The organism is Amycolatopsis sp. NPDC058278 (assembly GCF_042881395.1).
In the GTDB taxonomy this organism is placed as follows: domain Bacteria; phylum Actinomycetota; class Actinomycetes; order Mycobacteriales; family Pseudonocardiaceae; genus Amycolatopsis.
On sequence record NZ_JBHVXZ010000055.1, the window covers coordinates 1 to 23,646 of the forward strand.

Consider the following 23,646-nt stretch of genomic DNA (forward strand, 5'->3'; position numbering starts at 1 on the left):
GGACCTCGGCGACCAGCTCCTCGGCCGCGGTGCCCGGGGCCACGTACTCCGTGCCGCCGCCGAGCTGCGGGTCCGGCAGGGCGGCCCGGTCGAGCTTGCCGCTCGCCGCGACCGGCAGCGCGTCCAGCGTGACGAACACCGTGGGCACCAGGTACTCCGGCAGGGTGGCCCGCAGGGCGTCGGCCGCGCCGTCCGCGCTGCCGACGACGTACCCGACGAGCGTCCCTTCGCGGACGGCGACCGCCGCGTCCCGGATGTCCGGCAGCTCCCGCAGGGCGGCTTCCACCTCCCCCGGCTCGATCCGGAACCCGCGCAGCTTGACCTGGTCGTCGGTCCGGCCGAGGTATTCGAGGGTGCCGTCGCGACGCCGGCGCGCGAGGTCGCCGGTCGCGTACATCCGGCCGAAGGGGCCCTCCGGGAACCGTTCGGCGGTGAGTTCGGGCAGCCCGAGGTAGCCGTGCGCGAGCTGCGCCCCGGCGAGGAACAGTTGCCCGGCGACCCCGGGCGGGACCGGCCGCAGCCGCTCGTCGAGGACGTAGGCGCGGGTGCCGGGGATCGGGCGGCCGATCGGCACGGGTCCGTCGACCGGGCCGTCCAGCCGGTGGGCGATGCAGCCGACCGTCGCCTCGGTCGGGCCGTATTCGTTGGTGACGGCGATCCCGGAGAACGGCCGCACGGCTTCGCCCATCAGTGCTTCGCCCCCGACGACCAGGTCGCCGGTCGGGTACGACTCCTCCGGGAGCACGGCGAGGTGGGTCGGCGTCGCCTTGACGAAGTCCGGGCGCCCGGCGTCCACAATGGACCCGCCCGCGGTGAGCGGGCCCAGCAGCGTGGTCACCGTCAGGTCGAACGACGCCGACGTGTGCAGCAGCGCACGGCCCGCCAGGCTCGGGTAGGCCTCGCGCGCCCAACCGAGGTAGGTCGCGAGGGCGCGGTGGCCGACCTCGACGCCCTTCGGCCGCCCGGTCGAGCCGGACGTGTAGATGACGTAGGCGATGTCGTCCGGGCCCGGCCGCGCGGGGTTCTCCTCGGAGGAGTCCGCCCAGGGAGCCGGATCACCCAGGTCGAGGGTCTCCGCATCGAGGGTCACGTCCCCCGCGGTGAGCACCACACGCGCGCCGGCGTCGGCGAGGATCAGCGCCTGCCGCGGGGCCGGGTTCGCCGGATCCAAAGGCACGTAGGCGGCGCCGCCCTTGAGCGCGCCGAGGATGCCCACGACCAGTTCGGCCGAGTTCGGCGCGCACACCCCGGCCACGCCGCCACTGCCGAGGCGGTGCGCGACGCGGTTGGCCCGCGCGTTCAGCTCGGCGTAGGTCAGCCGGACCCCGCCGAGGTCGACGGCGATCGCGTCCGGCGTCGCCCGCACCTGGTCTTCGAAGCGTTCGACGACCAGCGGAGCGTCCTCTGTGGACGAACCACTCCACTCTTCCAGGACCTGGGCGCGTTCGGCGTCCGACAGCAGCGGCAGGTCCGCCACCGCGACGGCCGGGTCCGCGACCGCGGCCGTCAGCACCCGGAGGTACCGCTCCACCAGGGACTCCGCGGTGGCCCGGTCGAACAGGTCGGTGCGGTAGAGCAGCCGGCCGCCGGTGGCGGTCAGGTCGATCGCGACGTCGTCCTTGGCGGTCGCGTAGCGGACCGGTTCGATGCCCGAGTCGGGGATGAAGTTGAAGCCGAGCTGGTAGACCGCCTGCACGCTCCCGTCCCGCTCCGGGCGGACCGCGTCGGCGACCAGCTGGAACGGCACCTGGCCGTGCTCGATGGCGTCCAGCACCGCGGTCCGGACCCGGCCGACCAGATCGGCGAACGACAGCTCGCCGTCACAGCCGACGCGGATGGCGAGCTGGTTGACGAACATCCCGATCAGCGGTGCCAGCTCCGGCAGGTCCCGGCCGGCGACCGGCACGCCCACGACGATGTCAGCCGAGCCGGACAGCCGGGACAGCAGCGCCGTGTAGGCGGCCAGCAGCACCATGAACGGGGACGCCGACAGCTCCCGGCCGACCTCGCCGACGCGGTCGAGGACGCCGTCGGGCAGGGTGAAGTCGACCTGGTCACCGGCGAACCCGAACTCCGCGGGCCGCGGCCGGTCGGTGGGCAGGCTGTGCACCGGCGGGAGCCCGGCGAGCCGTTCGCGCCAGTAGTCCAGCTGGGCCCGGACGACCGGGAGCCGGCCGCGCTGCCAGGCCGAGTAGTCGGGGTACTGGATGGCGAGCTCGGGCAGCTTCGGCAGCCGGCCCTCGGCAGCCGCGTTGCAGGCTTCGTTCAGCTCGCTCGCCAGCACGAGCACGGAGCCGGCGTCGAACACGGTGTGGTGCACGACGAAGGTGAGCAGCCAGTCCGCGTCACCGAGCCGGACCAGCTGGGCCCGCCACGGCGGCGCCGCGTCGAGGGGGATCGGGCGGCGGGCGATCGCCTCGGCCAGCTCGGCCGCCCGCGTTTCGCGGTCGGGGAACTCGCGCAGGTCGTGCACGTCCGGGTCGATCGGGACGTCGGCGTGCACCACCTGGACGAGGTCGGCGCCGTCCATCCGGAACGCCGTCCGCAGGGCTTCGTGGCGCCCGACGACCACGCCCAGCGCGGCCCGCCACTGTCCTTCCGTGAGCGGGAGGTCCTGCCGCACCTGGCAGGGGAGGTTGTACACCGGGGACGCCGGGTCGAGCTGGTTCGACAGCCAGATCCGCTCCTGCCCGAACGAGGCCGGGAACGTCCATTCCTTCGTGTCGGTCATGTCTCCTGCTTCAGCGCTCGAGCTTGGGGATGGTGGTCGCGGCGGGTGCGGGTTCGTCGGCGGGCGCGGGCGCGGAGCCGCTCCGCAGTTCCTCGATCCGCTCGGCCAGCGCGGCCACCGTGGAGGATTCGAACAGCGTCTTCATCGCCAGCCGGGCGCCGGTGGTCTTGCGGACCTGGGCGATCAGCTGGATGGCGACCAGCGAATTGCCGCCGAGAGCGAAGAAGTCGTCGTGCACGCCGACGCGCTCGACGCCGAGCACCTCGGCCCACTGCCGGGCGATCTCCGCCTCGAGGTCGGTGCGCGGGGCGAGGTAGTCGTCCTGCGCCTGCGTCGACACCGTCTCGGCGACCTCTTCGGTCTCTTCGAGGCGTTCCGCGGTCACCCGGCGGTCGAACAGGTCGGCCACCGGGCGGGTGCTGATCACCACCTGCCCGCCGAGGCCGGGCGTCAGGGCCCGCAGGAACGCCTCGGCGCCGTCGACCGGCCGGATCCCGCCGGAGTCCACAGTAGACTTCGGTGCGACGGCCGCGAGCCCGCCGCTCACGGCGCCTTCGTCGACCTGCCGCAGGACGAAGTCCTCGATCTCGACGAGCACCCGCCCGTCGTCCGCGCACAGCGTCAGATCGGCGGAGATCACCTGGTCGCCGCCGGAGGCCCGGTAGCGCAGGTGGCTGTGGAAGCTCGCCGGGAGCGGGGCGTGCACGACCACCCGTCCGTAGCTCATCGGCAGGTAGGTGCCACTCCCCCGGCCGCGGCCGAACGCGGTCGCGACGTCCAGCAGCGCCGGGTGCAGTCCCCAGCCCGTGTCGCCGGCCGCCGCGTCCGGCGCGACGAGCGACGCCAGTTCCTCGTGCTCGCCGACGTGGTGGGTGCGCAGCGCGGCCCAGCGCGGGCCGAAGGTGACCATGCTGGTCCGGCCGGTGCCGAAGGCGTTGCCGTCGTCGAGCACCCGGGTCCGGTCCCGCACCGCGTCGAGGTCCACAGTGGACGTCGTGGGCGCCGGCACCCAGCCCGCCGAGCCCCGGACGTGCACCTTGGTCACCCCGGCCGCGCGGCTGGTCACCGTGAAGCCGTCGCCGTCGAAGCCGACCCGGTATTCCGCGACGGTGCCTTCCGGGACCGAGAACGGCTCCAGGAAAGCGACGTCCTGCAGTTCGACGACGTGACCTTCGCCGGGGCGCGGCAGGACGGCCTCGACCGCCGCCCGCACGGTTTCGAGGTGTCCGGTGCCCGGGACGACCGGCACGCCGGCGATCCGGTGCTCGGCCAGCAGCCAGTGCCCGGCCGCGGAGACGAGCCCGTGGCCGCTCTCGCCGGTGCGGGTGGTGAGCACCGGGTGCGTGACCGGGCCGTCCGCTTTCGTGCGGGTCGAGCGGATGGTCGTCGGCGCGGCCACCTCGGCGGCCATGCCGACCTCGTCCCAGCCGGCCCAGTCGTGCGAGACGACCCGGGCCTGCCACCCGTGGTCGCCGCGGGCGTAGGCGTCGAGGAAGTTGTTGGCCGCGCAGTAGTCGACCTGCCCGAAGTCGCCGGAGACGGCGGTGACCGACGAGCACAGCGCGGCGAAGTCCATCGGCAGGTCGGCGAACGCTTCGGCGAGTGCCAGGGTGCCGCCGATCTTCGGCGCCAGCACCGCTTCCGCGGCCGCCCGCTCCTTGACCTCGGCGACGCCGCCGCCGGGGAGCCCGGCGGCGTGCACGATCCCGTCGAGGCCGCCGAACTCGCGTTCGGCCAGCTCGCGGGCTTCCCGCAGCCGAGCCGGGTCGGTGACGTCGGCGGCGAGCACGTGCACCACCGCGCCGGCCGCCTCCATCCGCCGGATCGCGCGGATCGCGCGGCCCGCCCGGTCGTCGGCGGTGTACGCGGCCCATTCCTCGCGGGGCGGGAGGCCGGAGCGCGTCAGGAGGATGAGCTTGGCCCGGACGCGCAGCGCGAAGTCCTCGGCCAGGGTGATGCCGATTCCGCCGGTCCCGCCGGTGATCAGGTACCGGCCGCCCTCGCGCAGCACCGGCGTCGCCGCTTCGGGCACGGTGACCTGGGTGTGCTCCAGGACCCAGCGACGGCCGCGGCGCAGCGCGACCTCCGCGGTGTCCGCCGGCCCGAACAGCTCGGCCACGACCTCGCCGGACAAGCGCTCGACGTCGATCCGGCGCACGACCGTGCCGGGGACCTCGAGGGGGACGACCCGCGCGATGCCCGCGAGGGTGGCGTGTTCCGGCCGGATCAGGTCGGTGCCGGTGACGTCGGCGGTGCCGGTGCTCAGCAGGTCGATCCGCACCGGCTCGCCCCACGCCTGGACCAGGTTGAGGACACTGAAGAACCCGCGGTCCTGGGCGGCCATCCCGGTCTCGGTCCCGCCGAGCGCCCACGCGTGGACGACCCGCTCCGGGCGGGCTCCGAGAGCGGCGACGAGTTCGTCGTAGTCCTCGCGGGCTCCGGGCCGCACGGTGAAGCCGGCCTCGGTGGCGGAGAACCGATCGCCCGGGCGGACCTCGGTGATCGTGACCCCGGCCTCCCGCAACAGCCCGGGCAGGACATCGTCGTCGACGAACGCGAGGCAGGAGGCGAAGGGTTCGCGCCGGAGCTCCGGCGCGGCTTGCCGCCAGGACGGCACGGCGAACCACTCGTCGAGGGGCAGCGGCCCGCTCGGCCGCGCCGGAACGGCGGCGACCGTCCCGGCCGGATCGGGATCGACCCAGTACCGCTTGCGCGCGTACGGGTAGCCCGGGAGGGGCACGCGGTACCCGGGAGCCGAGGGCTCGACGGATACGCCGTGTGTCCACAAGAGACCGGCCGCGGCGTGGAGCGTTTCGACGTCGCCTTCGCGGTCGGTGCGGCCGGGCAGGCTCGGCCGAGGCGCGGGCAGGCCCTTCGGCACCTGGCCGCGGGCGAGCCCGGCCAGCTGGTGCCCCGGACCGCATTCGACCAGGGCCCAGCGGTCGCCGCCGGCGAACAGCGTCCGCACGCAGTCGCCGAACCGGACGGCTTGGCGCAGGTGGGCGGCCCAGTACCCCGGATCGGTGGCCTGGGCGTCGGTGATCCAGCCGCCGGTCAGGTTGGACAGGAACGGCAGCGACGGCGCCGACCGCGGCACCGCGGCGACGGCCTCGGTGAACTCCGCCAGGATCGGGTCCATCATCGGCGAGTGGAAGGCGTGCGAGGTCACCAGCTCACGGCACTGCACGTCACTCGACCTGAGCAGCGCGGCGAAATCGGCGATCGCGCCGGACGGCCCGGCGACGACACAGGTGCCCGGGCCGTTGACGCCCGCGATGGCCAGGCCTTCGGGCAGCCGGTTCGTCACGGCCTCTTCGTCGAGCTGGACGGCGAGCATCGCGCCGGCCGGCATGGCCTGCATCAGCTCACCGCGCCGGACGACCAGCCTCACCGCGTCGGCCAGGGTGAACACCCCGGCGACGGTCGCGGCGACGTACTCGCCGACGGAGTGGCCGATCATCGCCCCTGGCCGCACGCCCCAGCTGCGCCAGAGCATGGCCAGCGCGTACTCGACGACGAACAGCGCGGGCTGGGTGAAGCGGGTCTCCCGCAACCGCGCGTCCCCGCCGCGGTCGAAGATCAGCTCTTTCAGGCCCGGCAGGCCGGCCAGCTCGCAGCACTCGTCGACGGCCGCGGCGAAGACGGGCTCGCTGCGGTACAGCTCGGCCCCCATCCCGGCGTACTGCGAGCCCTGGCCGGAGAACAGGAACGCCACCTTGAGCTCGGCCGCCTGCGCGGTCAGCACGCGCCGCGGGTCGCGCAGGCCGTCGACCGCGTCTTCGGAGTCGCGGGCGACGACGACCGCGCGGTGGGCGTACTCGGTACGCCCGGCGGCGAGGGTGTGCGCGACGTCGGCGAGGTCGAGGTCGACGTCCCCGGCCAGCCGGTCGGCGAGGCGCTCGACCGCGGTGGCCAGGGTCTCCGGCGTCTTCGCCGACACCCGCAGCAGGTGCGCCGGGTGCGGACGCCGGTGCCGCTGCGGCTTCGGGGCCTCCTCGAGCACCAGGTGGGCGTTGGTGCCGCCGACGCCGAACGAGCTGACGCCCGCCCGGCGCGGGGTGTCGGCCGCCTCCCACTTGGTCACGGTCCGCGCCGGGTGGAACGGGCTGCGCGGGAAGTCGATGCCCGGGTTGGGTTCTTCGTAGTTGATGGTCGGCGGGATCAGCCCGTGCTCCATCGCCAGCACGGTCTTGATCAGCGCGACGACCCCGGCCGCCTGGGACAGGTGGCCGATGTTCGACTTCACCGAGCCGATGGCGCACCAGCCGGTGTCCGCGACACCGTGTCCGTACACAGTGGACAGGGAGGTGATCTCGATCGGGTCGCCCAGCGCGGTTCCGGTGCCGTGCGCCTCGACGTAGCCGATCGTGCGCGGGCTGACCCCGGCCATGCCGACCGCCTGCGCGATGGCCTCGGTCTGGCCCGCGACGCTCGGCGCGGAGAAGCCGACCTTCGTGGCGCCGTCGTTGTTGATCGCGTTGCCGAGCACGACCGCCCGGATGTGGTCGCCGTCCTCCAGCGCCTGCGACAGCCGCTTGACCAGGACGACACCGACGCCGCTGCTCCACACCGTGCCGTTGGCGCCGGCGTCGAACGCCCGGACGTGCCCGTCCGGCGAGGTGAAGCCTTCGACGCCCATGTACCCGATGCCGTGCGGCATCTCCAGGTTCACGCCGCCGGCCAGCGCCATGTCGCACTCGCCGTTGCGCAGTGCCTCGCAGGCCAGGTGCACCGCGACCAGCGACGTCGAACACGCCGTGTGGATCGCCAGACTCGGGCCGCGCAGGTCGAGCTTGTAGGACACCGACGTCGTCAGGTAGCTCGGCTGGTTGCCGGTCGACATCCCGATGCCGCCGTGCTGCGACGCCATGACGCGCTCGTTGCGCAGCAGGTTTTCGATCAGGTAGCCGGTCCGCCCGGTGCCGCCGTAGACCCCGATCGCCCCGCGGTAGCGGGCCGGGTCGTAGCCGCCGTCGGTCAGTGCCGAGTGACAGGCTTCGAGGAACACGCGGTGCTGCGGGTCGGTGATCTCGGCTTCGCGGCTGGTCATGCCGAACAGGTCGGCGTCGAACTCGTCGAAGCCTTCGACCATCGTCGTGGCGTTGACCCAGCTGGGATCGTCCAAAGTGGCCGGATCCGCGCCGCGGGCGAGCAGTTCCTCGCGGGTGGCGGGCTTGATGGACTCGACGCCGTCGACGAGGTTGCGCCAGAACTGCCGGAGATCACCGGCGCCGGGAACGCGGGCGGCCATCCCGACGATGGCGATCGGCTCGGTGCCGGGGTCGGGTTCGAGGTCGTGGGTCACTGCGGTCGCTCCTGTTCCTGGCCGGTCGTGCCGGCACTGCGGCGGGGTCTTCTGGACGGGGTGCGCCCCCGGCGGGCGGCGACTCGCTCGGCGGCGCGGGCGAGCTCCGGGCTGGGTGCGGCCCCCGCGTGCAGGTGGGTGGCGAGGGCGCGGACGGTGGGGTGGGTGAACAGGTCCACCATCGGGATGCGGCGGCCGAGCCGGGCGGTGACCTCGGCGTGGACGCGGGCCAGGGCGAGCGAATGCCCGCCGAGGTCGAAGAAGTTGTCGGTCACGCCCACGGCGTCGCGGCCGAGCACTTCCCGCCAGACCGCCGCGACGACCGCTTCGGTGGCGGCCAGGGCGGCGGGGTCGGCGGTGGGGGGCGGATCCGCCCGGGCCGGCGCCCGGCCGGAGGCGCCCGGCGCGGCAGTCCGGACGCCCGCCCGCGGCAGCTCCGGTGCGCACGTCCCGGCCGGGCGGTCCGGCTCGGCGACGAGCGCGGCGAGGAGCGCCGTGAAGTCCTCGGCCAGCGCGGACATCCGGCTCGCGTCGAACAGGTCCGGGTTGTAGAGCAGCTCGATCCCGTGCCCGAGGACGTAGACGGTCAGGTCGAACGGCGAGCCGGGCTTGCCGACCGGCAGCCACGTCCCCGGCACGCCGGGCAGGTCCAGCCGGGGTTCGGTGAAGTTCAGGACGTTGACCATCACCTGCACGAGCGGCGCCCGCGCCGGGTCTCGGGACACGCCGAGGGCGTCCACGAGCCGGTCGATCGGCGCCGCCGGGTGGGCGGTGGCGGCCAGCAGTTCCTCGCCGCTGTCGCGCACGAGCGTGGTGAAGTCCGCGGCCCCGGCCCGCAGCCGCACCGGGACGATGTCCACGAAGAACCCGGCGACGTCCTGGGTTTCGGCCAGCTGCCGGTCCGCGACGACGGTGGCGACCAGGTGGTCGTCCCCGCCGGTGAGGCGGCGCAGCAACAGCCCGAACGCGGCCAGCACCACCCCGGCGCGGGTGGTCCCGGCGCGCCGGGCCAGCTCCTCGGCGGCCTCGGCCACACCGGCGGGGAACGCCTGGTGGTGGCTCGCCCCGCGGTAGGTCTGCACGGCCGGGCGCGGCCGGTCCCGTGGCAGGTCCACAGTGGACGGCGCACCGGCCAGGTGATCCGTCCACCAGGCCAGGTCGACGGCTTCGCGGCGGTGGTCGCGGTCCGCGCGCCAGACCGCGTAGTCCGCATAGGACACCGGGAGCGGCGGCAGCGTCTCGCCGCGGTAGGCCGCGGTGAGGTCGGCGCAGAGGAGCTCCTGCGACCAGCCGTCGAACACCGCGTGGTGCAGCGTGAACCCGAGGACGTGCTCGTCCGGGCCCAGCTCGTAGAGCCGCACGCGCCACGGCGGTTCGCGGTCGAGCCGCACCGGTGCCGCCGCGTCGGCGGCCAGCCGGCCGGCCACGGCGCCGGCGGCCACCGGGATGACCGGCAGGGCCACGTCCTGCGGCGGCAGGCATTCGGCCCGCGGGACGCCGTCGACCGGGCGGATGCGCCAGCGCAGCACGTCGTGCCGCTCGGCGACCGCCCGCAACGCGGCCTTCAGCGCCGTGACGTCGAGGGGTCCGGTCAACCGGAACGCCATCGCGATGTTGTACGGCGCGGCGTCCGGGGCGAGCTGGTCGAGGAACCACAGCCGCCGCTGCGGCGGGGACAACGCCGGCGCGTGCCCGGTCGTCAGGCCGGCCCCGGTGAGCGGGGCGGCCGCGGCCACCCGCCGCGCGAGCCCGGCCAGGGTCCGCCCGGCGAAGACGTCTTCGACGGACACGTCGGCGGCGAACTCGGCACGCAGCGCCGCGACCAGCCGCATCGCGGAGATCGAATCGCCGCCGGAGAGCAGGAAATCGGTTCCGGCACCGGGACCGAGCACCGTCCGCCACACCGCTTCCACCGGCGATCCGGGCGTCTGCGCCGCCGCGGGCTCGCTCTCGGCGAGGGCCCGCAGGGCGGCCCGGTCGATCTTGCCGGTGACGGTGCTGGCCGGCAGCCCGGCCAGCCGCCGGATCACGGCCGGGCGCATCGCCTCGGTCAGCCGGTCCCCGGCGTAGGCGTGGATGACCTCGTCGGACGGGGCCGACACCGGGGTGAGGAACGCGACCAGCCGGGTGCCGCCGGGACCCGGCACGGCCTCGACCGCGACGGCGTCGACGTCCGGGTGGGTGCGCAGGGCGGCCTCGACCTCGCCGAGCTCGATCCGCTGGCCGCGGACCTTCACCTGGCGGTCGGCGCGGCCGGCGAACTCCAGCCGGCCGTCGGGGCGCAGCCGGGCCAGGTCGCCGGTGCGGTAGAGCCGCTCCCCCGGCGTGCCCGGGTCTTCGACGAACTTCCGCGCGGTCAGCTCCGGGCTGTTCAGGTAGCCCGCGGCCAGCCCGGGCCCGCCGATGACCAGCTCGCCCACCTCGCCCGGTGGGACGGGCCGCAGGTCGGCGTCGACGACGTGCGCGCGGTGGTCCGGCGTCGGCGTGCCCAGCGGCAGCGGGTCGGCCGGGGTGCCGGTGACCTCGCCGGTGAGCACGACGACGGTCGTCTCGGTGGGGCCGTAGACGTTGAAGAACCGCCGGCCGGGCAGCCAGCGGGCGGCCAGCTCGGCGGGCACCGGCTCGCCACCGCAGGCGATGGTCCGCCAGCCGGGCACGTCTGCGGGGTCCAGCAGCGACAGCAGCGTCGGGGTGATGAACCCCCAGTCGACCTCGTGCTCGACGATGAACCGGCGCAGCCGTTCCGGGTCCGCCCGGTCGGCCGAGCTCGCGAGCTGGACCGAGCCGCCGGCGATCAGCGGCACGAAGACGTCCATCGTGAACGCGTCGAACCCGGGCGAGGCGATGCCGAGGGTGCGGGTGCCCGGGCCGACGCCCAGCCGCCCGGCGAACCCGGTCGCGAACGCGACGATGTTGCGGTGGGTGGTGAGCACGCCCTTCGGCCGCCCGGTCGACCCGGAGGTGTGGAGCACGTGCGCGGTGCTGTCCGGGGTGGCCGGGCAGACGCCCGGCGCGCCGGGCGGCGGGACGTCGATCCCGAGCCCTGGCCCGAATTCCGCGACCGCGGCGTCGCCGATCACCAGCGAGACCCCGGCGTCGGCGACGATCCCGGACAGCCGGTCCCGCGGTCCGCCCGGTTCGAGCGGGACGTAACAGCCGCCGGAGAACAGGACCCCGAGGACGGTGATCACCAGCGCGGGCGTCCGGTGCGCGCACACCCCGACCCGGGTCTCCGGGCCGGCGCCGCGCTCACGCAGGACGGCGGCCACGCCCCAGGCCGCGGCGACGAGCTCAGCGTAGGTGAGCCGGGTGCTGCCCTGCCGCACGGCGAGCGCGTCCGGCGTCCGCTCCGCCTGCGCCAGGATCAGCGCGGCGACCGTCGTGTCTGCATTGGACAGCGTTTTCGAAGACAGTGTTTTCGAAGACAGTGTCGTCGCTGACAGGGCCGGGCCGTCGATGCCCGTGCCGGGCAACGTGTCGGTCAACGTGAACTCCCCAGTTCGGCACGGCCGCGGTGGCGGCCGTGTGGTTGTGCGTCCGGCTCACGGGTGGTGTCCCCGAGCCGGCGGGTCGATCCAGAACCTGCTGCGCTGGAACGGGTAGCCGGGCAGCGGCACCCGGCCCGGGCGGGCGCCGTCGTGCCGGGCGGCCCAGTCGACGCGGTCGCCGCCGACCCAGCGAGCGGCCAGTTCCCGGGCGGCGCCGGGCGGCCCGGCCAGCTCGGTCCCGTCCGCCAGCAGCGCGTCGAGGGCTTCGACGGCCTCGGCCGCGGTCGTCGCGACCACCGCCGCCCGGACGGCGAGCTCCCGGCGGCCGACGGCGAGGGTGTAGGCGACGTCGGCCAGGTCCGGCGGGTCGGTGGCGAGGCGGTCCCGCACCGCCGAAAGCGCCTCGCGCAGGGCGGTCCGGTCGCGCGCGGACACCGGCAGGACGTGCGGGCCGTCCGCGGTCACCCGCGGCCCGGGCGCCGGTGCTTCCTCGACGATGACGTGGACGTTGGTCCCGCCCATGCCGAACGCGCTCACCCCGGCGACCCGCCGCGGCACGTCCGGCCAGTCGGCGGCCTTGACCGGCACGTGACAAGGCCCGCCCGCCAGGTCGACCTCCGGGTGCGGCGCGGTGAAGTGCAGGTTCGGCGGGATGACGCCGTGGCGCACCGAAAGCACCGCCTTGATCAGCCCCGCCACGCCGGCGGCCGCGTCGAGGTGGCCGATGTTCGTCTTGACCGAGCCGAGCGCGCAGGTGCCGGGCGGGACGTCCCGGTACACCCGGTTGAGCGCGGCCACCTCGATGGCGTCGCCCAGCGGGGTGCCGCTGCCGTGCGCTTCGATCAGCCGGACCTCGGCGGGGTCGACTTCGGCGACGGCGAGTGCCTCGGCGATCGCGGCCGCCTGGCCCGCCGGGCTCGGCACGGCGTACCCGGCGCGATCGCCGCCGTCGTTGGTCATCGCCCAGCCGGGCAGCACGGCGTGGATGTGGTCGGAGTCGGTGAGCGCGTCGGACAGCCGCCGCAGCACCACGACCCCGGCGCCCGAACCGAACCCGGCGCCGTCGGCCGCCACGTCGAACGACCGGCAGCGCCCGTCCGGCGAAGCCATGCCACCCGCGCGGTAGCGCGGCCACGTGACGCTCACGCCACCGGCGATCGCGAGGTCGCAGCGGTACTCCGCGAGGCTCTGGGCGGCCAGCCCGACCGCGGCGAGCGAGCTGGAGCAGGCACTTTGGACGGCCACCGCGGGCCCGGTCAGGCCCAGCCGGTAGGCGACCTGGCCGGGCAGGTGATCGGGCAGCTGGCGGCCGGGCAGCCGGCCCTCCCAGTCGTCGGGGTCGACGTCGCCGGTCACAGCCGGGTTCCCGAACAGGTGGAACAGGAAGTACCGGTTCACCCCGGCCGAGGTGAACACGCCGACCGGGCCGCGTTCCCGCGCGGGGTCGCGGCCCGCGTCCTCCAGGGCGTGCCACGCCGTCTCCAGGAAGAGCCGGTGCTGCGGGTCGGTCAGCGCGGCTTCCTCCGCGGTGAACCCGAAGAAGCCGGCGTCGAAGTCCTCGACGCCCTCGAGCCGTCCCCCGGCGCGCACGTGCGCGGGGTCCGCTCGCAAGCCCGGCCCGATGCCGAGCGCGGCCAGCTCGTCGTCGGTGTAGTCGTGGATCGCGTCGGCCCCCGCGCTGAGGTTCCACCAGAAGGCGCCGGCGTCGGGCGCTCCGGGGAACCGGCAGGCGAGCCCGACGACGGCGATCAGGTCGCTGCCGGGTTCGTCCTCGCCGGGAGTGTCCTCGGCGGGCCGTGCCTCGCCGGAAGCGGACTGGTCGAGGTAGGCGGCCTGCGCCGCGACCGTCGGGTGCTCCAGCAGGCCGAGCAGCGAAACCTCGGCCCCGAACTCGGCGGACAACCGCTGCTGGACCCGGCCCAGCAGCAGGGAATGGCCGCCGACGTCGAAGAACGCGTCCGTGGTGGCGATCCGGTCGTGACCCAGCACCGCGCACCAGATCGCGTGCACCCGGCGCTCCGCCGGCGTCATCGGCGCGGCCGGGGCGGGTGCGGGCGGCCGCGGGTCCGGAAGCGCTTCCTCGTCGAGCTTGCCGCTGACGGTGAGCGGGAAGGCCGCGACCACGGTCACGGCGCCGGGTACCGCGTGGCCGGGCAGCACCTCGGCCAGTGCGGCCCGCAGCACCGTCCCGTCCGGCCGGGCTCCCGCCGCCGGGACGACGTAGGCGAGCAGTTCCCCGTCGCGGACGACCGCGCGGGCTTCGGCCACCTCGGGCCGTTCGCCGAGCCGGGCTTCGATCTCGGTCAGCTCGATCCGGAACCCGCGCACCTTGACCTGCCGGTCCAGCCGGCCGAGGCAGACGAGGTTCCCGTCGGGCAGGACCCGGCCGAGGTCGCCGGTGCGGTAGCTGCGGACACCGTCGCCGGTGGTGCCGAAGGCCGGGCTCGGCTGGTCGAAGTAGCCGTCGACCAGGTACTCGCCGCTGACTTCGAGCTCGCCGCCGTCGAGCACGGTGAGCGTGTAGCCCGGCAGCGCGGTCCCGATGGGCAGCGGGCCGGTGGCGTGTTCGTCGACGTCCGCGGCGGTCAGCCGGTACTGGGCGGCGAAGGTCACCTCGGTCGCGCCGTAGCCGTTGACGAACACGCAGCCGGGCGCGAACCGGCCGCGGCGGACGTCGGCGTAGGTGGCCTGCTCACCGCCGAGCAGGACGGTCCGCACCGAGGGCAGGTCTCCGTCGAGGGCGTCGAGCAGGTAGCGGTAGACCGTGGGCGTCGAGTGGTAGACGGTCACCTCGTGCCGCGCGAGCTCGCGGGCCGCGTGGGCCACGCCGTGGGCGCGGACGTCGACCGGGACCACGGCGGCGCCGGTCAGCAGGGCCGGGTAGAGGTCGGGGATGGCCGCGTCGAAGCCGAAGGAGGCCAGCAGGCTGACCCGGTCGGCGGCGGTGATGCCGAGCGTCGCGATCTGGTTGTCCACCACGTGCAGCAGGTTGCGGTGGGTCTGGGCGACGGCCTTCGGCGTCCCGGTCGAGCCGGAGGTCGACAGCACGTAGGCCGGCGCGTCCGGGTCCGGGTCGGGCACCGGCAGCGGCGCGGTGTCCCGTCCGGACCGGACCACCCGGGCGGACCCGGTGCGGCACAAGGCTTCCGCCAGTTCGAGGTGCCCCGGATCGGCCAGCACGGCCGACACCCGCGCGGCCGCGACCTGGTGGGCGAGCCGGTCCCGCGGGTACGTCGGGTCCAGCGGGACGTAGGCGCAGCCCGCGGCCAGGGTGCCGAGGATCGCGGCGATGGCGCCGGTGCCGTGCCCGGTGACCAGGCCGACGAACTCACCCGGCCGCACCCCGGCGTCGAGCAGCCGGGCGGCGTGCCCGCCGGCCAACGCGGCCAGCCGGCCGTAGCTCACCGCCTCGCGATCCCCGAGGACCGCGAGCCGATCGGGCGAGTGCCGGGCGATTTCCGCGAAACGTCTGAGAATTCCGGCTTGCGTCATCGCCGGCCGCAGGCGCCCGACGGTGAATGGGCGCGCGGAAACCAAGGCGGTGACGTCGACTTCATCTCACTCCCCAGTGCGATTGACGAAGAATCACGCAAGGTTAAGGGGAGCGACACCGTCTGCGGGTACGTAATCCGCAGAGTTCAGCCGAATGACCTATCGATCCTGGACCAGTCGCCGCAGTTTCCCACGCCATCCACGGCAGAATCACGAACCGTCACCACTGTGGACATTCGCTCGACTACCGTTCGTGATCGCGCACTGAAATCGCCGCCGGTTCCGGTCGGATATTCACCGACAAGCAATTCGACCGCTTTGTTCCTGCCTGTGCGCGGTGGCATTTTCACGAAATCGATTCAGCCGCGCCCGCACGGAACGTGGCCGGCCACGGACCGCGGCCGGCCCCACGGTGGACTCAGCCCGCGTCGGCCAGCAGGCCGGGTCCCGGCGGCGCGCTCCGCACCAGGCACGCGTGGCACGGCATGCCGCGCAGCCCGTCCAGCACCTCGGCTTCCCCGGGGAAGATCGACTCACCGCACAGGGCCGTCAGGTGCGCGGGCACCGGGCCGGCGGGCACGGGGATCAGGTGGCAGACGCGTCTGCTTTCGCCGACGACGCCTCGGCGTAGCCGCACCAGTGCGAGCATCCCACCGTTCTCACCCATGGGACGACGGTAAGCGAAGATCAGCGTCCCGACCTCGTGCCGGCGGACCAACGATCTTGGACCCCGGTGGTCCCGGACACCAAAGTCAGGCCGGGGAGAGCACCGCCGAGCCCAGCCGGCGGCACAGGGCGAGCGCCAGCTCGACGTCCAGCCGGTCCTCGCCGAGGCCGCGCGGCAGCAGCTCCTGCGCCTTGCGGACGCGGTACTGCACCGAGTTCTTGTGCATCGTCAGCTCCGCGGCCGCCGCCGTGTAGCTGCCGCCGGTCGTCAGGAACACCCGCAGCGTCTCGCGCAGCCGGCCACCGTTCTCGTCGTCGGCGGCCAGCGGCCCGAGCGTGCTCGCGACCCACAGGCGGGCCGCGTTCAGGTCGCTCGTCATCAGCGCCACCGTGCCGACCTCCCGGAAGGTCAGCGCGCGGTCGCAGTGCTCCCCGGCGGCCAGCGCCAGCGCGTGCACCCGGCGGGCCTGCTGATGGGTGTCGCGGAAGCCGGCCACGCCGGTGCCCGGGTCGCCCACGGTCACCCGCACGCCGGCTTCGGCTCCGGCGAGCGCCGCGTCGAGGTGGGCCCGGCCGATCGTCGCGCCCGGGGCGAGCGGGAGCCACACCCAGGCGCTGGCCTCGTCACGCGGCACGAACAGCGGACGGCCCTGCCCGCGGACGCGCTCGAACACCGCGCCCGCGACCGACTCCAGCAGCGACAGCGCGTCGTCGACGAAGGCCTCCGACGTGTGCCAGACGATCATGCCCACGTGCGTGCCGCGCAGGCGGTAGCCGATCACCGCCTCCGCGGCGTCGACGTCGGGCGGGCCGCCGTTCCCCTCGAGCAGGTCCGCCACCTTCGCCGCCCGCGCGGCACTGCGGTTGAGCAGCCAGCGGTCGCGTTCGTCCTGGTAGACGCCGACGAGCTGGCGGACGACCCGGGTGATGAACTCGTAGGCGACCCGGAGCAGCCGGCGCATCATGGCGCCGAGCAGGGCCGCGTCGTCGACCAGCCGGGTGCACTCCTCGAACCCGAAGTCGAGCATCGCGGCCTGCCCGAGGTCGTACGCGCGGATCAAGTCGAACACCGGGGTGCCGCGCTGCGCCAGCCGGCGCGCGTACTCGATCGCCGCGGCCGGCGGCTCGACACCGGCCGGGTCGATGCCGTGCCGGAAGATCTGCAGCGCGGTCTCGATGTTCTGGTACACGCTCGCCGACAGCAGGCTCACCATGCGCTCGTCGTCGTTGACCAGCTGCGGCAGATCGGTGGCGTACAGCTGGACCAGCTCGCCGGTGAGTTCGCCCGCGCGGCCCTCGAGGGTGGCGGCGATCTGCCGGATGCGCTCCGAGACGACTTCTTCGTCCACCATGGAGCCACCTTAGGGGGTGGCACCTCAACCTAGGCGAGGAACTCGTCGATCAAGTCGAACGTCCGGTCCGGAGCCTGCAGCGCCGGCAGGTGCCCGGCGCCCGCCACCACCTCGAACCGCGCGTCGGCGAACCCCGCCGCGTACGCCTTGCCGAACGCCGGCGGGACGACGACGTCGTCTTCACCCCAGATCAGCAGGGCCGGCACCCGGACCCGGGCGAGGCGGCGCAGCAGCTTCGGGTCGGCGAGGTCCGGACCGGCGTAGGTCCGCATCGCGGCCAGGTCGGCCGGGTCCGGGCCCGGCGCACCGGGCGGCGGCTGCGGCGGCCGCACCGGGTGTCCGGCGATTTCCGGGCCGATGGCGTCGAGCAGGACGAGCCGGCCGAGGCGGCGGCCGCGGTCCCGCACGGCCAGTTCGGCCGCGACCCAGCCGCCGAAGGAACTGCCCACCACGACGACGTCGGCCAGGTCTTCGTCGTCGAGGAGGTCCAGGTAGGCCAGGGCGAGGTCGTCGACGCCGGTGAACGCGTCCGGGCGCGGGGTGCCCGACCAGCCGGGGTGCGTCGGCGCCAGCACCCGGGCGTGCGGCGCGAAGTGCTCGACGATCGGGGTGACGCTGCGGGGTCCGGCGCCACCGTGGAGGACCAGCACGGCGCGGTCGCCGCCGCCGGTGTCGAGGAGGTCGAAATCCATGGGCTTTCCTTCCGTCAGTCCTGTCAGTCCTGTCAGTCCTGCGTGGCGAAGCGCGTCATCTGCTCGACCATCGCGTCGGGCGCGCCGGCGGCGAAGCAGGCTTCGAGGTTGTCCGCCGAGACCCGGGCGGCTTCTTCCGCGCGGGGGAACATCGCGGCCTCGTAGGCCGAGAGAGCGCTTTCGACGTCGTCGTGGTCCGCCAGCGCGAGGGCCAGCTCGGTGGCGTCGAGCATGGCGAGGTTCGCGCCCTCGCCGGCGAAGGGCGACATGACGTGCGCGGCGTCGCCGAGCAGGGTCACCCCCGGCACCCGCGCCCAGCAGTGCCCGATCGGCAGGGCGTGGATGGGCCGCGGGATCAGGGCGCCCTCGCTGTCCCCGATGAGGGCCCGCAGATCGGGGGCGAACCCGGCGAAGACCTCGAGCAGCCGGTCCCGCTCGGCCAGCCCGGTGACGGCGCCGGCGTCTTCGGTCCGGACCGCGGCGTACACCCGGATCCGGTCGCCACCGGTGCGCTGGGCGATCAGCCCCTTCCCTTCGGCGAGCGCGAACATCGACCCCGGACCGACCAGCGCGGCCGCCGCCGGGTGCCGGACGTCCACATCGGACAGCCCGGCCTCCACGAAGGACAGCCCGGAGTAGCGCGGCACGGCACCGGAAAGCACCGGCCGGACCTTCGACCAGGCGCCGTCCGCGCCGACCAGCAGGTCCGTTTCCAGGACGTCGCGGGTGGCCAAGGTGACTCGCCCCGGCGACACCGCGGTCACCTTGGCACCCCAGCGGACCACCCCGTCCGGCAGCGACCCGGCCAGGATCCGCTTGAGCTCGCCGCGGTCGATCTCCGGCCGCGTCCCACCGCCCTCACCGGGGCCCTCTTCGAAGCGGACGGCACCGTGGCGGTCGAGGATGCGCAGCGCGTCGCCCTCCTCGCGGGCGACGGCGCGGAATTCGGCCGTCAGCCCGGCTTCGGCCAGCGCGCGCGGGCCGGACTCCTCGCGGAGGTCGAGCGTGCCGCCCTGGTCGCGGGCGGCCGGTGCGGTTTCGAGTTCGCAGACGGTCGACGGGATTCCGCGGGTGTGCAGGATCCGGGCCAGCGTGAGGCCGCCCAGGCCCCCGCCGACGATCGTCACGGAGAGCATCAGAGCGTCCCCTCGGGTTCGGGGCGCGGGGTGGCGAGCGCGCCGTTCAGCAGCGCGTCGAACGCCCACCTCGAGCGGGCGGGGCCGGGCCCGGACACCAGGTCGGGGCCCAGCGCGGCGATGTGCGGGTGCGTCCGCGGCGAGACACCCGCCAGTGACTCGGTCATCTCCTCGTGTTCACGGGCGGCCCCGGGTTTCTCCCGGCGGGTGCCGTGCTCGACGGCCGTCGCCGTGGCGGTCAGCAGCAGGACGTCGACCGCCCACGCGGCCCGCCCCGGCGCCATGCCGCCCTCGTCGAGCAGCGCGAGCACCGCCTCGACGAGCGCCAGGTAGTGCGGACCGCTCAGCCGGGTCACCAGCGCGACCCTGGCCAGGCTGGGGTGCGCGAACAGCACCGAGCGGTAGGAGTCCAGCACCGCCCACAGGCGTTCGCGCCAGTCCCCTTCGCCGTCTTGGCGGACCTCGGCGAGCAGCACGTCGAGCATCGCGGCGTGCAGTTCCTCGGTGTCCTTGACGTAGACGTAGAGCGACGCCGCCCCGGTGTCGAGCTCCTTGGCCAGCCGGCGCATGGTGACGCGCTCGACGCCTTCGGCGCGCATCACCGCGACGGCGGCCGCCACGATCCCCTCACGCGTCAACGCGGGTTTCGCCGGGCGCTCCCGGCGGCTGTAGGTGCTTCCCGGAGTCATGCACCACCGTAACGAACATGTTCGTTACGAGCAAGTTCGGCGCGAACATGTTCGCCCAGCCGGGCGCTCCGGGAATCAACGCATCATTCGGGTGCGTCGAATACGACATTCGGATCCATCATTTTGTTAAGTCGTCCGTTAAGCGGCCGCATCGAAAGATTCGAAAATAATCCCGAAAGAGCGGGCCAGATTATCCAGTGGTCCAGACCACCCGGGGGAAGATCACCCGTACGGCGGCTTTCCGTTGCGCCACAAGGCAGCCGCACCGCGATGACCAGCGAGTTAACGCTTTCGAAACTCGCTTACACGACATTTGGCGCTTGTGGCAGCTCTCCACGACCGGTATATCTGGGTGATCGGAATTCCGAACGCGTCCGGCCGCACCTCCGGCCGGTTCGCCGCTGCCCTCTCCCCGCTCACCGGAGGCACCATGCACCGCCTGGACCCGGCCCGCGAACACGTCCTCGGGCTCTACCGCATCATCATCGGCTTCCTCTTCGCCTGCCACGGCCTCAAGACGCTCTTCGGCCTGTTCGGCGCGAAGTCCGCCGCCGCCGTCGGGTCCTGGCCGGGCTGGTGGGCCGCGGTCATCCAGCTCGTGTGCGGCGTGCTCGTCTGCGTCGGCCTCGGCACCCGGGTCGCCGCTCTGGTCGGCTCCGGCTCGATGGCCTACGCGTACTTCGTCGTCCACCTGCCGACGGGCCTGTTCCCGATCCAGAACGGCGGCGAAGCGGCCGTGCTGTTCTGCTGGTCGCTGCTGCTCATCGCGTTCGTCGGTGCGGGCCGCTTCGCGCTGGGCAACCTTTCCGTCCGGCAGCGGTCTTCCGAGCCGGCGCGGGAGGGCGCCACGGTCTAGGAGGTGCGGGAGATCCCGACGCCGCTGCGCGCGTCGGGACCGTACTTCGCCAGTTCCCGCGCGAGGTCGAGGCGCCCGGTCGACGCGCTCTTCGCCCGGTCCTCTTCGGTCAGCAGCTCGCGGGGGATGATCCAGACGACCTCGAACTCCAGCCCACTGGGATCCTTGGCGTACAAGGACTTCGTGGTTCCGTGGTCGGACGAGCCGACCAGCGCGCCCGCTTCGGTGAGCCGGGCCGCGAGTCGCTCGAGGTCCCCGAGGGTGTCGACCTCCCACGCGAGGTGGTAGAGCCCGACCGAGGTCCGCCCGGCCCCGGAATCCGCGGCGTCCGCGCCGATCTCGAAGAGGCCGAGGTCGTGGTCGTTGGCCGACCCGGGCGCCCGCAGGAACGCCGCGCCCCGGTGCGCGTCGCCGCCGGCGATGTACCCGAAGCCGAGCACGTCCCGGTAGAACGCCACGCTTTCGGCCAGGTCCCGGACGAAGAGCACGGCGTGGTTCAGGCGGAAGATCGACATCGGGGCTCCGTGCTGCGCGCAGTTCGGTTGAAGTTTCAACTTAAGGTTAAGCGCGCCTCCGGGGCCGGTCAAGGCAGCAGGGCCGCCACCCACAGCCGGCCGAGCCAGGCCGCGTACCGCTCGTCGGACCACCCGCGCCGCTCGACGAGCTGGTGCCACAGCGTGCCGTCCGTCGTGGACCACAGCACGTCCCGGCACTCGTCTTCGGCCACCGCCAGCTGCCCGGTCGCCGCGGCCGCGCGGGCGTGCCGGGTCATCGCCTCCAGCCGCTGCCGGTCGATCTCGTCGAGCATCGCCGCGGCCGCGGGCTCACTCGCCGCCGCGCCGCGCACGGCCAGGTGCAGCCGCGCGGTCCGCCGCATCGCCGCGGTGTTGAAGACGGCGAACGCGGCGAACCGGGCCCGCAGGTCGGGCTCGGCGAACAGGACCCGCGCCTCCGGACGCTCCAGCAGGGGCACGTCCTGGTCGTCCCCGCCCACGGCCACGTCCCACGCGCGGTGCAGCAGCGCGGGCTTGTTCTTGAACGCCGAGTAGACCGTCTCGGGGGCGACCCCGGCCTCCGCGGCGACGTCCGCGATGGTCGTCCGGCCGTAACCACGCGTGACGAACAGGCTGTGCGCCGCGCTCAGGATCCGCCGCCGGTTCTCCCGCGCCTGCTCCCGGCGCCGGCTCGAGTCGTACGGGCGCTTGACGGGCTCGGTCATCCGATACATCCTCACTGTATTGAAAACAGCACGACTGTATTGGAGTCATCATGCCATCACCCACCGAAGCGTTCCTCGCCGAGATGCTGCCGCGGCAGACCGCCGCCGAACGGGCCATGCACGGCGGGGACCCGGAGCCGCGCACCGCCCTGTGGTCACAGGCCGACCCGGTGAGCTTGTTCGGGGCCTGGCTGCCGATCCGCACCGGCTGGCCCGACGTCAACGCGGCCTTCAAGCGCGTCGCGGCCCAGTTCTCCGACTCGCGCGAGTACCGGTTCGAGGTCGTCGCGGCCGGCGCGAGCGGCGACCTCGCCTACACCATCGGCCTCGAGCACAACACGGTGTCGGTCAACGGCACGCCCACGACGTACACCCTGCGCGCCACCCACGTGTACCGGCGCGAAGACGGCGAATGGAAGATCGTCCACCGCCACGCCGACCGGCCGCCGGACGAACCCGAGCCCGCGGAATCGCCGACCGGGACCCACTCTCGGTAGGTCCGCCGACCGACCGGGCGACAAACCTTCGACACCGCATCGAGGCCCTGGTCAGGGCCGCGGGCGGTTCGTAGGGTGAGTCCACCGCAGGACACCGTGTCAGCTGTCCCGCGGGCGGTGGTGCCCCCGGATCCGACCTTTCCCCGAAGCCAAGTCCCGGGGCATCACCGCATCACTCCGCTGATCGTGCCGCTCTCCCCACCAGCCCGGCGAGCCGTAGGCGTATCCGACCCGGCTGTCGACGTGCTGGTGCGCGTACGTAGAGGCGCCGCTGCCGAACCCCGTGCCGTCGTTCGAGGTGAACCGCCAGGTGGTTCGCGGCCTGGAAGCGCTTCAGCGCCGCAGCGGTGCCGGGGCCGAAGTCCCCCGTCGACGGCGACGTAAGTCTGCTTCGGACTATCGGCGGCCCAGCCGGCGACGCGGATCTGCAGTTCCCGCACGGCAGCGCCGGTCGAGCCCGACGTGAGTGTGGCCGGCCAGGAGTAGGCGGCGGCCACCCCCGGGAACGCCGCCGTCGCGGCGACACCCCCGGCGGCCAAAGATCCGCCCAGCCCCGCCCCAGTCACGCCCGGACCCGCCGTCGCCGTTCCGGCTCTGCGAGAATTCCTGACCCATTTACATACATACACCATGTATGTAACCTGGCCGCATGACGAACCGCAGTGAAGCCCTGGGTCAGGAACACCGCGTCCGGCTGCCCGCCGGCGAGGTGCGGTACTCCGAGCGGGGCACGGGAGCCCCGGTGGTGTTCGTGCACGGGGTGCTGACGAACGCCGAGCTGTGGCGGAAGGTCGTCCCCGACGTCGCCGCCGCCGGGTTCCGGTGCCTGGCCCCGGATCTGCCGCTCGGCTCGCACGACCTCCCGATGCGCGCGGACGCCGACCTCTCCCCCACCGGCAACGCCGACGTCATCGCCGACTTCCTCGACGCACTGGATCTGCGGGACGTCACGCTCGTGGCGAACGACACCGGTGGCGCGCTCACGCAGATCCTGCTCAGCCGCCGCCCCGAGCGGGTCGGCCGGGTCGTGCTCACGCCGTCCGACTGCTTCGAGTACTTCTTCCCGCCGATCTTCAAGGCGCTGCCGCCGCTCGCCCGGATCCCCTGCTCGATGGCGGCGCTCGGGCAGCTGCTGCGGATCCGCGCGCTGTACCCGCTGCCGATCCTCTTCGGCTGGGTGGTCAAGCGGCCGCTGCCGGACACCGTCGCGCGGGCTTACCTCTCACCGCTGCGGAAGTCGGCCGGGGTGCGGCGCGACCTGCGGAAGCTGCTGCGGTCCGTGCACCCGCGCCACACGCTGGCCGCCGCCGAGGCGCTGCGCACGTTCGACCGGCCCGTGCTGCTCGCGTGGGCACCGGAGGACAAGCTGTTCCCGATCCGGCTGGCCCACCGGCTGGCCGCGCTGCTGCCGGACGCGAAACTCGTCGAGGTGCCGGACTCCTACACCTTCCTGTCCGAGGACCAGCCCGCGGTGCTGGCCCGCCACGTCGTCGAGTTCGCGGGCGCCATGGCAGATTAGGCGG

At 73.9% G+C, this 23,646-nt stretch carries 14 protein-coding genes; 3 read left to right on the plus strand and 11 right to left on the minus strand.

Translation table 11 applies throughout. The features are described 5' to 3' along the window. From ACFVYA_RS26830 to ACFVYA_RS26870, 9 genes are all read right to left on the minus strand, one after another. Positions 1-2,731, minus strand: a 2,731-nt coding sequence (locus ACFVYA_RS26830) for an amino acid adenylation domain-containing protein (protein WP_387048845.1), incomplete at its 3' end; no start/stop codon positions are given. A gap of 10 nt (positions 2,732-2,741) precedes the next feature. Next, positions 2,742-8,036, minus strand: coding sequence for an SDR family NAD(P)-dependent oxidoreductase (locus ACFVYA_RS26835; protein WP_387048847.1), 5,295 nt, complete (start codon positions 8,034-8,036; stop codon positions 2,742-2,744). Beyond that, entirely contained in the window at positions 8,033-11,521 is a 3,489-nt protein-coding gene (locus ACFVYA_RS26840; RefSeq protein WP_387048849.1) for an amino acid adenylation domain-containing protein, read from the minus strand. The genes ACFVYA_RS26835 and ACFVYA_RS26840 overlap by 4 nt, the downstream gene beginning before the upstream one ends. Before the next feature lie 57 nt (positions 11,522-11,578). Then, positions 11,579-15,016, minus strand: a complete 3,438-nt coding sequence (locus ACFVYA_RS26845; RefSeq protein ID WP_387048851.1) for a beta-ketoacyl synthase N-terminal-like domain-containing protein — start codon at positions 15,014-15,016, stop codon at positions 11,579-11,581. Between the two features lie 418 nt (positions 15,017-15,434). After that, the gene (locus ACFVYA_RS26850; protein WP_285992284.1) at positions 15,435-15,683 is read right to left on the minus strand and encodes a hypothetical protein; all 249 of its coding nucleotides are present in this window, start codon (positions 15,681-15,683) and stop codon (positions 15,435-15,437) included. Between the two features lie 85 nt (positions 15,684-15,768). After that, positions 15,769-17,034, minus strand: a complete 1,266-nt coding sequence (locus ACFVYA_RS26855; protein WP_285992285.1) for a CdaR family transcriptional regulator — start codon at positions 17,032-17,034, stop codon at positions 15,769-15,771. 29 nt (positions 17,035-17,063) lie between these two features. Then, positions 17,064-17,726, minus strand: a complete 663-nt coding sequence (locus ACFVYA_RS26860; RefSeq protein WP_285992286.1) for an alpha/beta fold hydrolase — start codon at positions 17,724-17,726, stop codon at positions 17,064-17,066. Positions 17,727-17,758: 32 nt separating this feature from the next. After that, a complete protein-coding gene (locus tag ACFVYA_RS26865) occupies positions 17,759-18,865 on the minus strand; it encodes an FAD-dependent oxidoreductase (protein ID WP_387048914.1) in 1,107 nt (368 codons plus the stop codon). Next, positions 18,862-19,551: a TetR/AcrR family transcriptional regulator gene (locus tag ACFVYA_RS26870; RefSeq protein ID WP_387048853.1), complete on the minus strand. Its 690-nt coding sequence runs from the start codon at positions 19,549-19,551 to the stop codon at positions 18,862-18,864. The genes ACFVYA_RS26865 and ACFVYA_RS26870 overlap by 4 nt, the downstream gene beginning before the upstream one ends. 430 nt (positions 19,552-19,981) lie before the next feature. On the opposite strand from ACFVYA_RS26870, the gene ACFVYA_RS26875 reads away from it, so the two are divergent. Continuing rightward, on the plus strand, positions 19,982-20,407 hold the full coding sequence (locus ACFVYA_RS26875; protein WP_285993849.1) for a DoxX family protein: 426 nt from the start codon (positions 19,982-19,984) through the stop codon (positions 20,405-20,407). Here ACFVYA_RS26875 and ACFVYA_RS26880 read toward each other — a convergent pair. After that, a complete protein-coding gene (locus tag ACFVYA_RS26880) occupies positions 20,404-20,922 on the minus strand; it encodes a VOC family protein (protein WP_387048855.1) in 519 nt (172 codons plus the stop codon). The two genes, ACFVYA_RS26875 and ACFVYA_RS26880, sit on opposite strands and share 4 nt — an antisense overlap. A 68-nt stretch (positions 20,923-20,990) precedes the next feature. Further along, positions 20,991-21,626 (minus strand): helix-turn-helix domain-containing protein, encoded by a 636-nt coding sequence (locus ACFVYA_RS26885; protein ID WP_387048857.1) that lies wholly within the window; start codon positions 21,624-21,626, stop codon positions 20,991-20,993. 50 nt (positions 21,627-21,676) lie between these two features. On the opposite strand from ACFVYA_RS26885, the gene ACFVYA_RS26890 reads away from it, so the two are divergent. Both ACFVYA_RS26890 and ACFVYA_RS26895 read left to right on the plus strand, forming a co-directional pair. Continuing rightward, a complete protein-coding gene (locus tag ACFVYA_RS26890; protein WP_387048859.1) occupies positions 21,677-22,123 on the plus strand; it encodes a YybH family protein in 447 nt (148 codons plus the stop codon). Positions 22,124-22,772: 649 nt separating this feature from the next. Beyond that, positions 22,773-23,642 (plus strand): alpha/beta fold hydrolase, encoded by an 870-nt coding sequence (locus tag ACFVYA_RS26895; RefSeq protein ID WP_387048861.1) that lies wholly within the window; start codon positions 22,773-22,775, stop codon positions 23,640-23,642. Positions 23,643-23,646: the final 4 nt, after the last annotated feature.

Coding starts and splice junctions, on each gene's coding strand:
- ACFVYA_RS26855 (WP_285992285.1), bottom strand. CDS start 17,034: ATGGTGGACGAAGAAGTCGTCTCGGAGCGCATCCGGCAGATCGCCGCC.
- ACFVYA_RS26845 (WP_387048851.1), bottom strand. CDS start 15,016: ATGACGCAAGCCGGAATTCTCAGACGTTTCGCGGAAATCGCCCGGCAC.
- ACFVYA_RS26875 (WP_285993849.1), top strand. CDS start 19,982: ATGCACCGCCTGGACCCGGCCCGCGAACACGTCCTCGGGCTCTACCGC.
- ACFVYA_RS26885 (WP_387048857.1), bottom strand. CDS start 21,626: ATGACCGAGCCCGTCAAGCGCCCGTACGACTCGAGCCGGCGCCGGGAG.
- ACFVYA_RS26860 (WP_285992286.1), bottom strand. CDS start 17,726: ATGGATTTCGACCTCCTCGACACCGGCGGCGGCGACCGCGCCGTGCTG.
- ACFVYA_RS26890 (WP_387048859.1), top strand. CDS start 21,677: ATGCCATCACCCACCGAAGCGTTCCTCGCCGAGATGCTGCCGCGGCAG.
- ACFVYA_RS26880 (WP_387048855.1), bottom strand. CDS start 20,922: ATGTCGATCTTCCGCCTGAACCACGCCGTGCTCTTCGTCCGGGACCTG.
- ACFVYA_RS26850 (WP_285992284.1), bottom strand. CDS start 15,683: ATGGGTGAGAACGGTGGGATGCTCGCACTGGTGCGGCTACGCCGAGGC.
- ACFVYA_RS26870 (WP_387048853.1), bottom strand. CDS start 19,551: ATGACTCCGGGAAGCACCTACAGCCGCCGGGAGCGCCCGGCGAAACCC.
- ACFVYA_RS26895 (WP_387048861.1), top strand. CDS start 22,773: ATGACGAACCGCAGTGAAGCCCTGGGTCAGGAACACCGCGTCCGGCTG.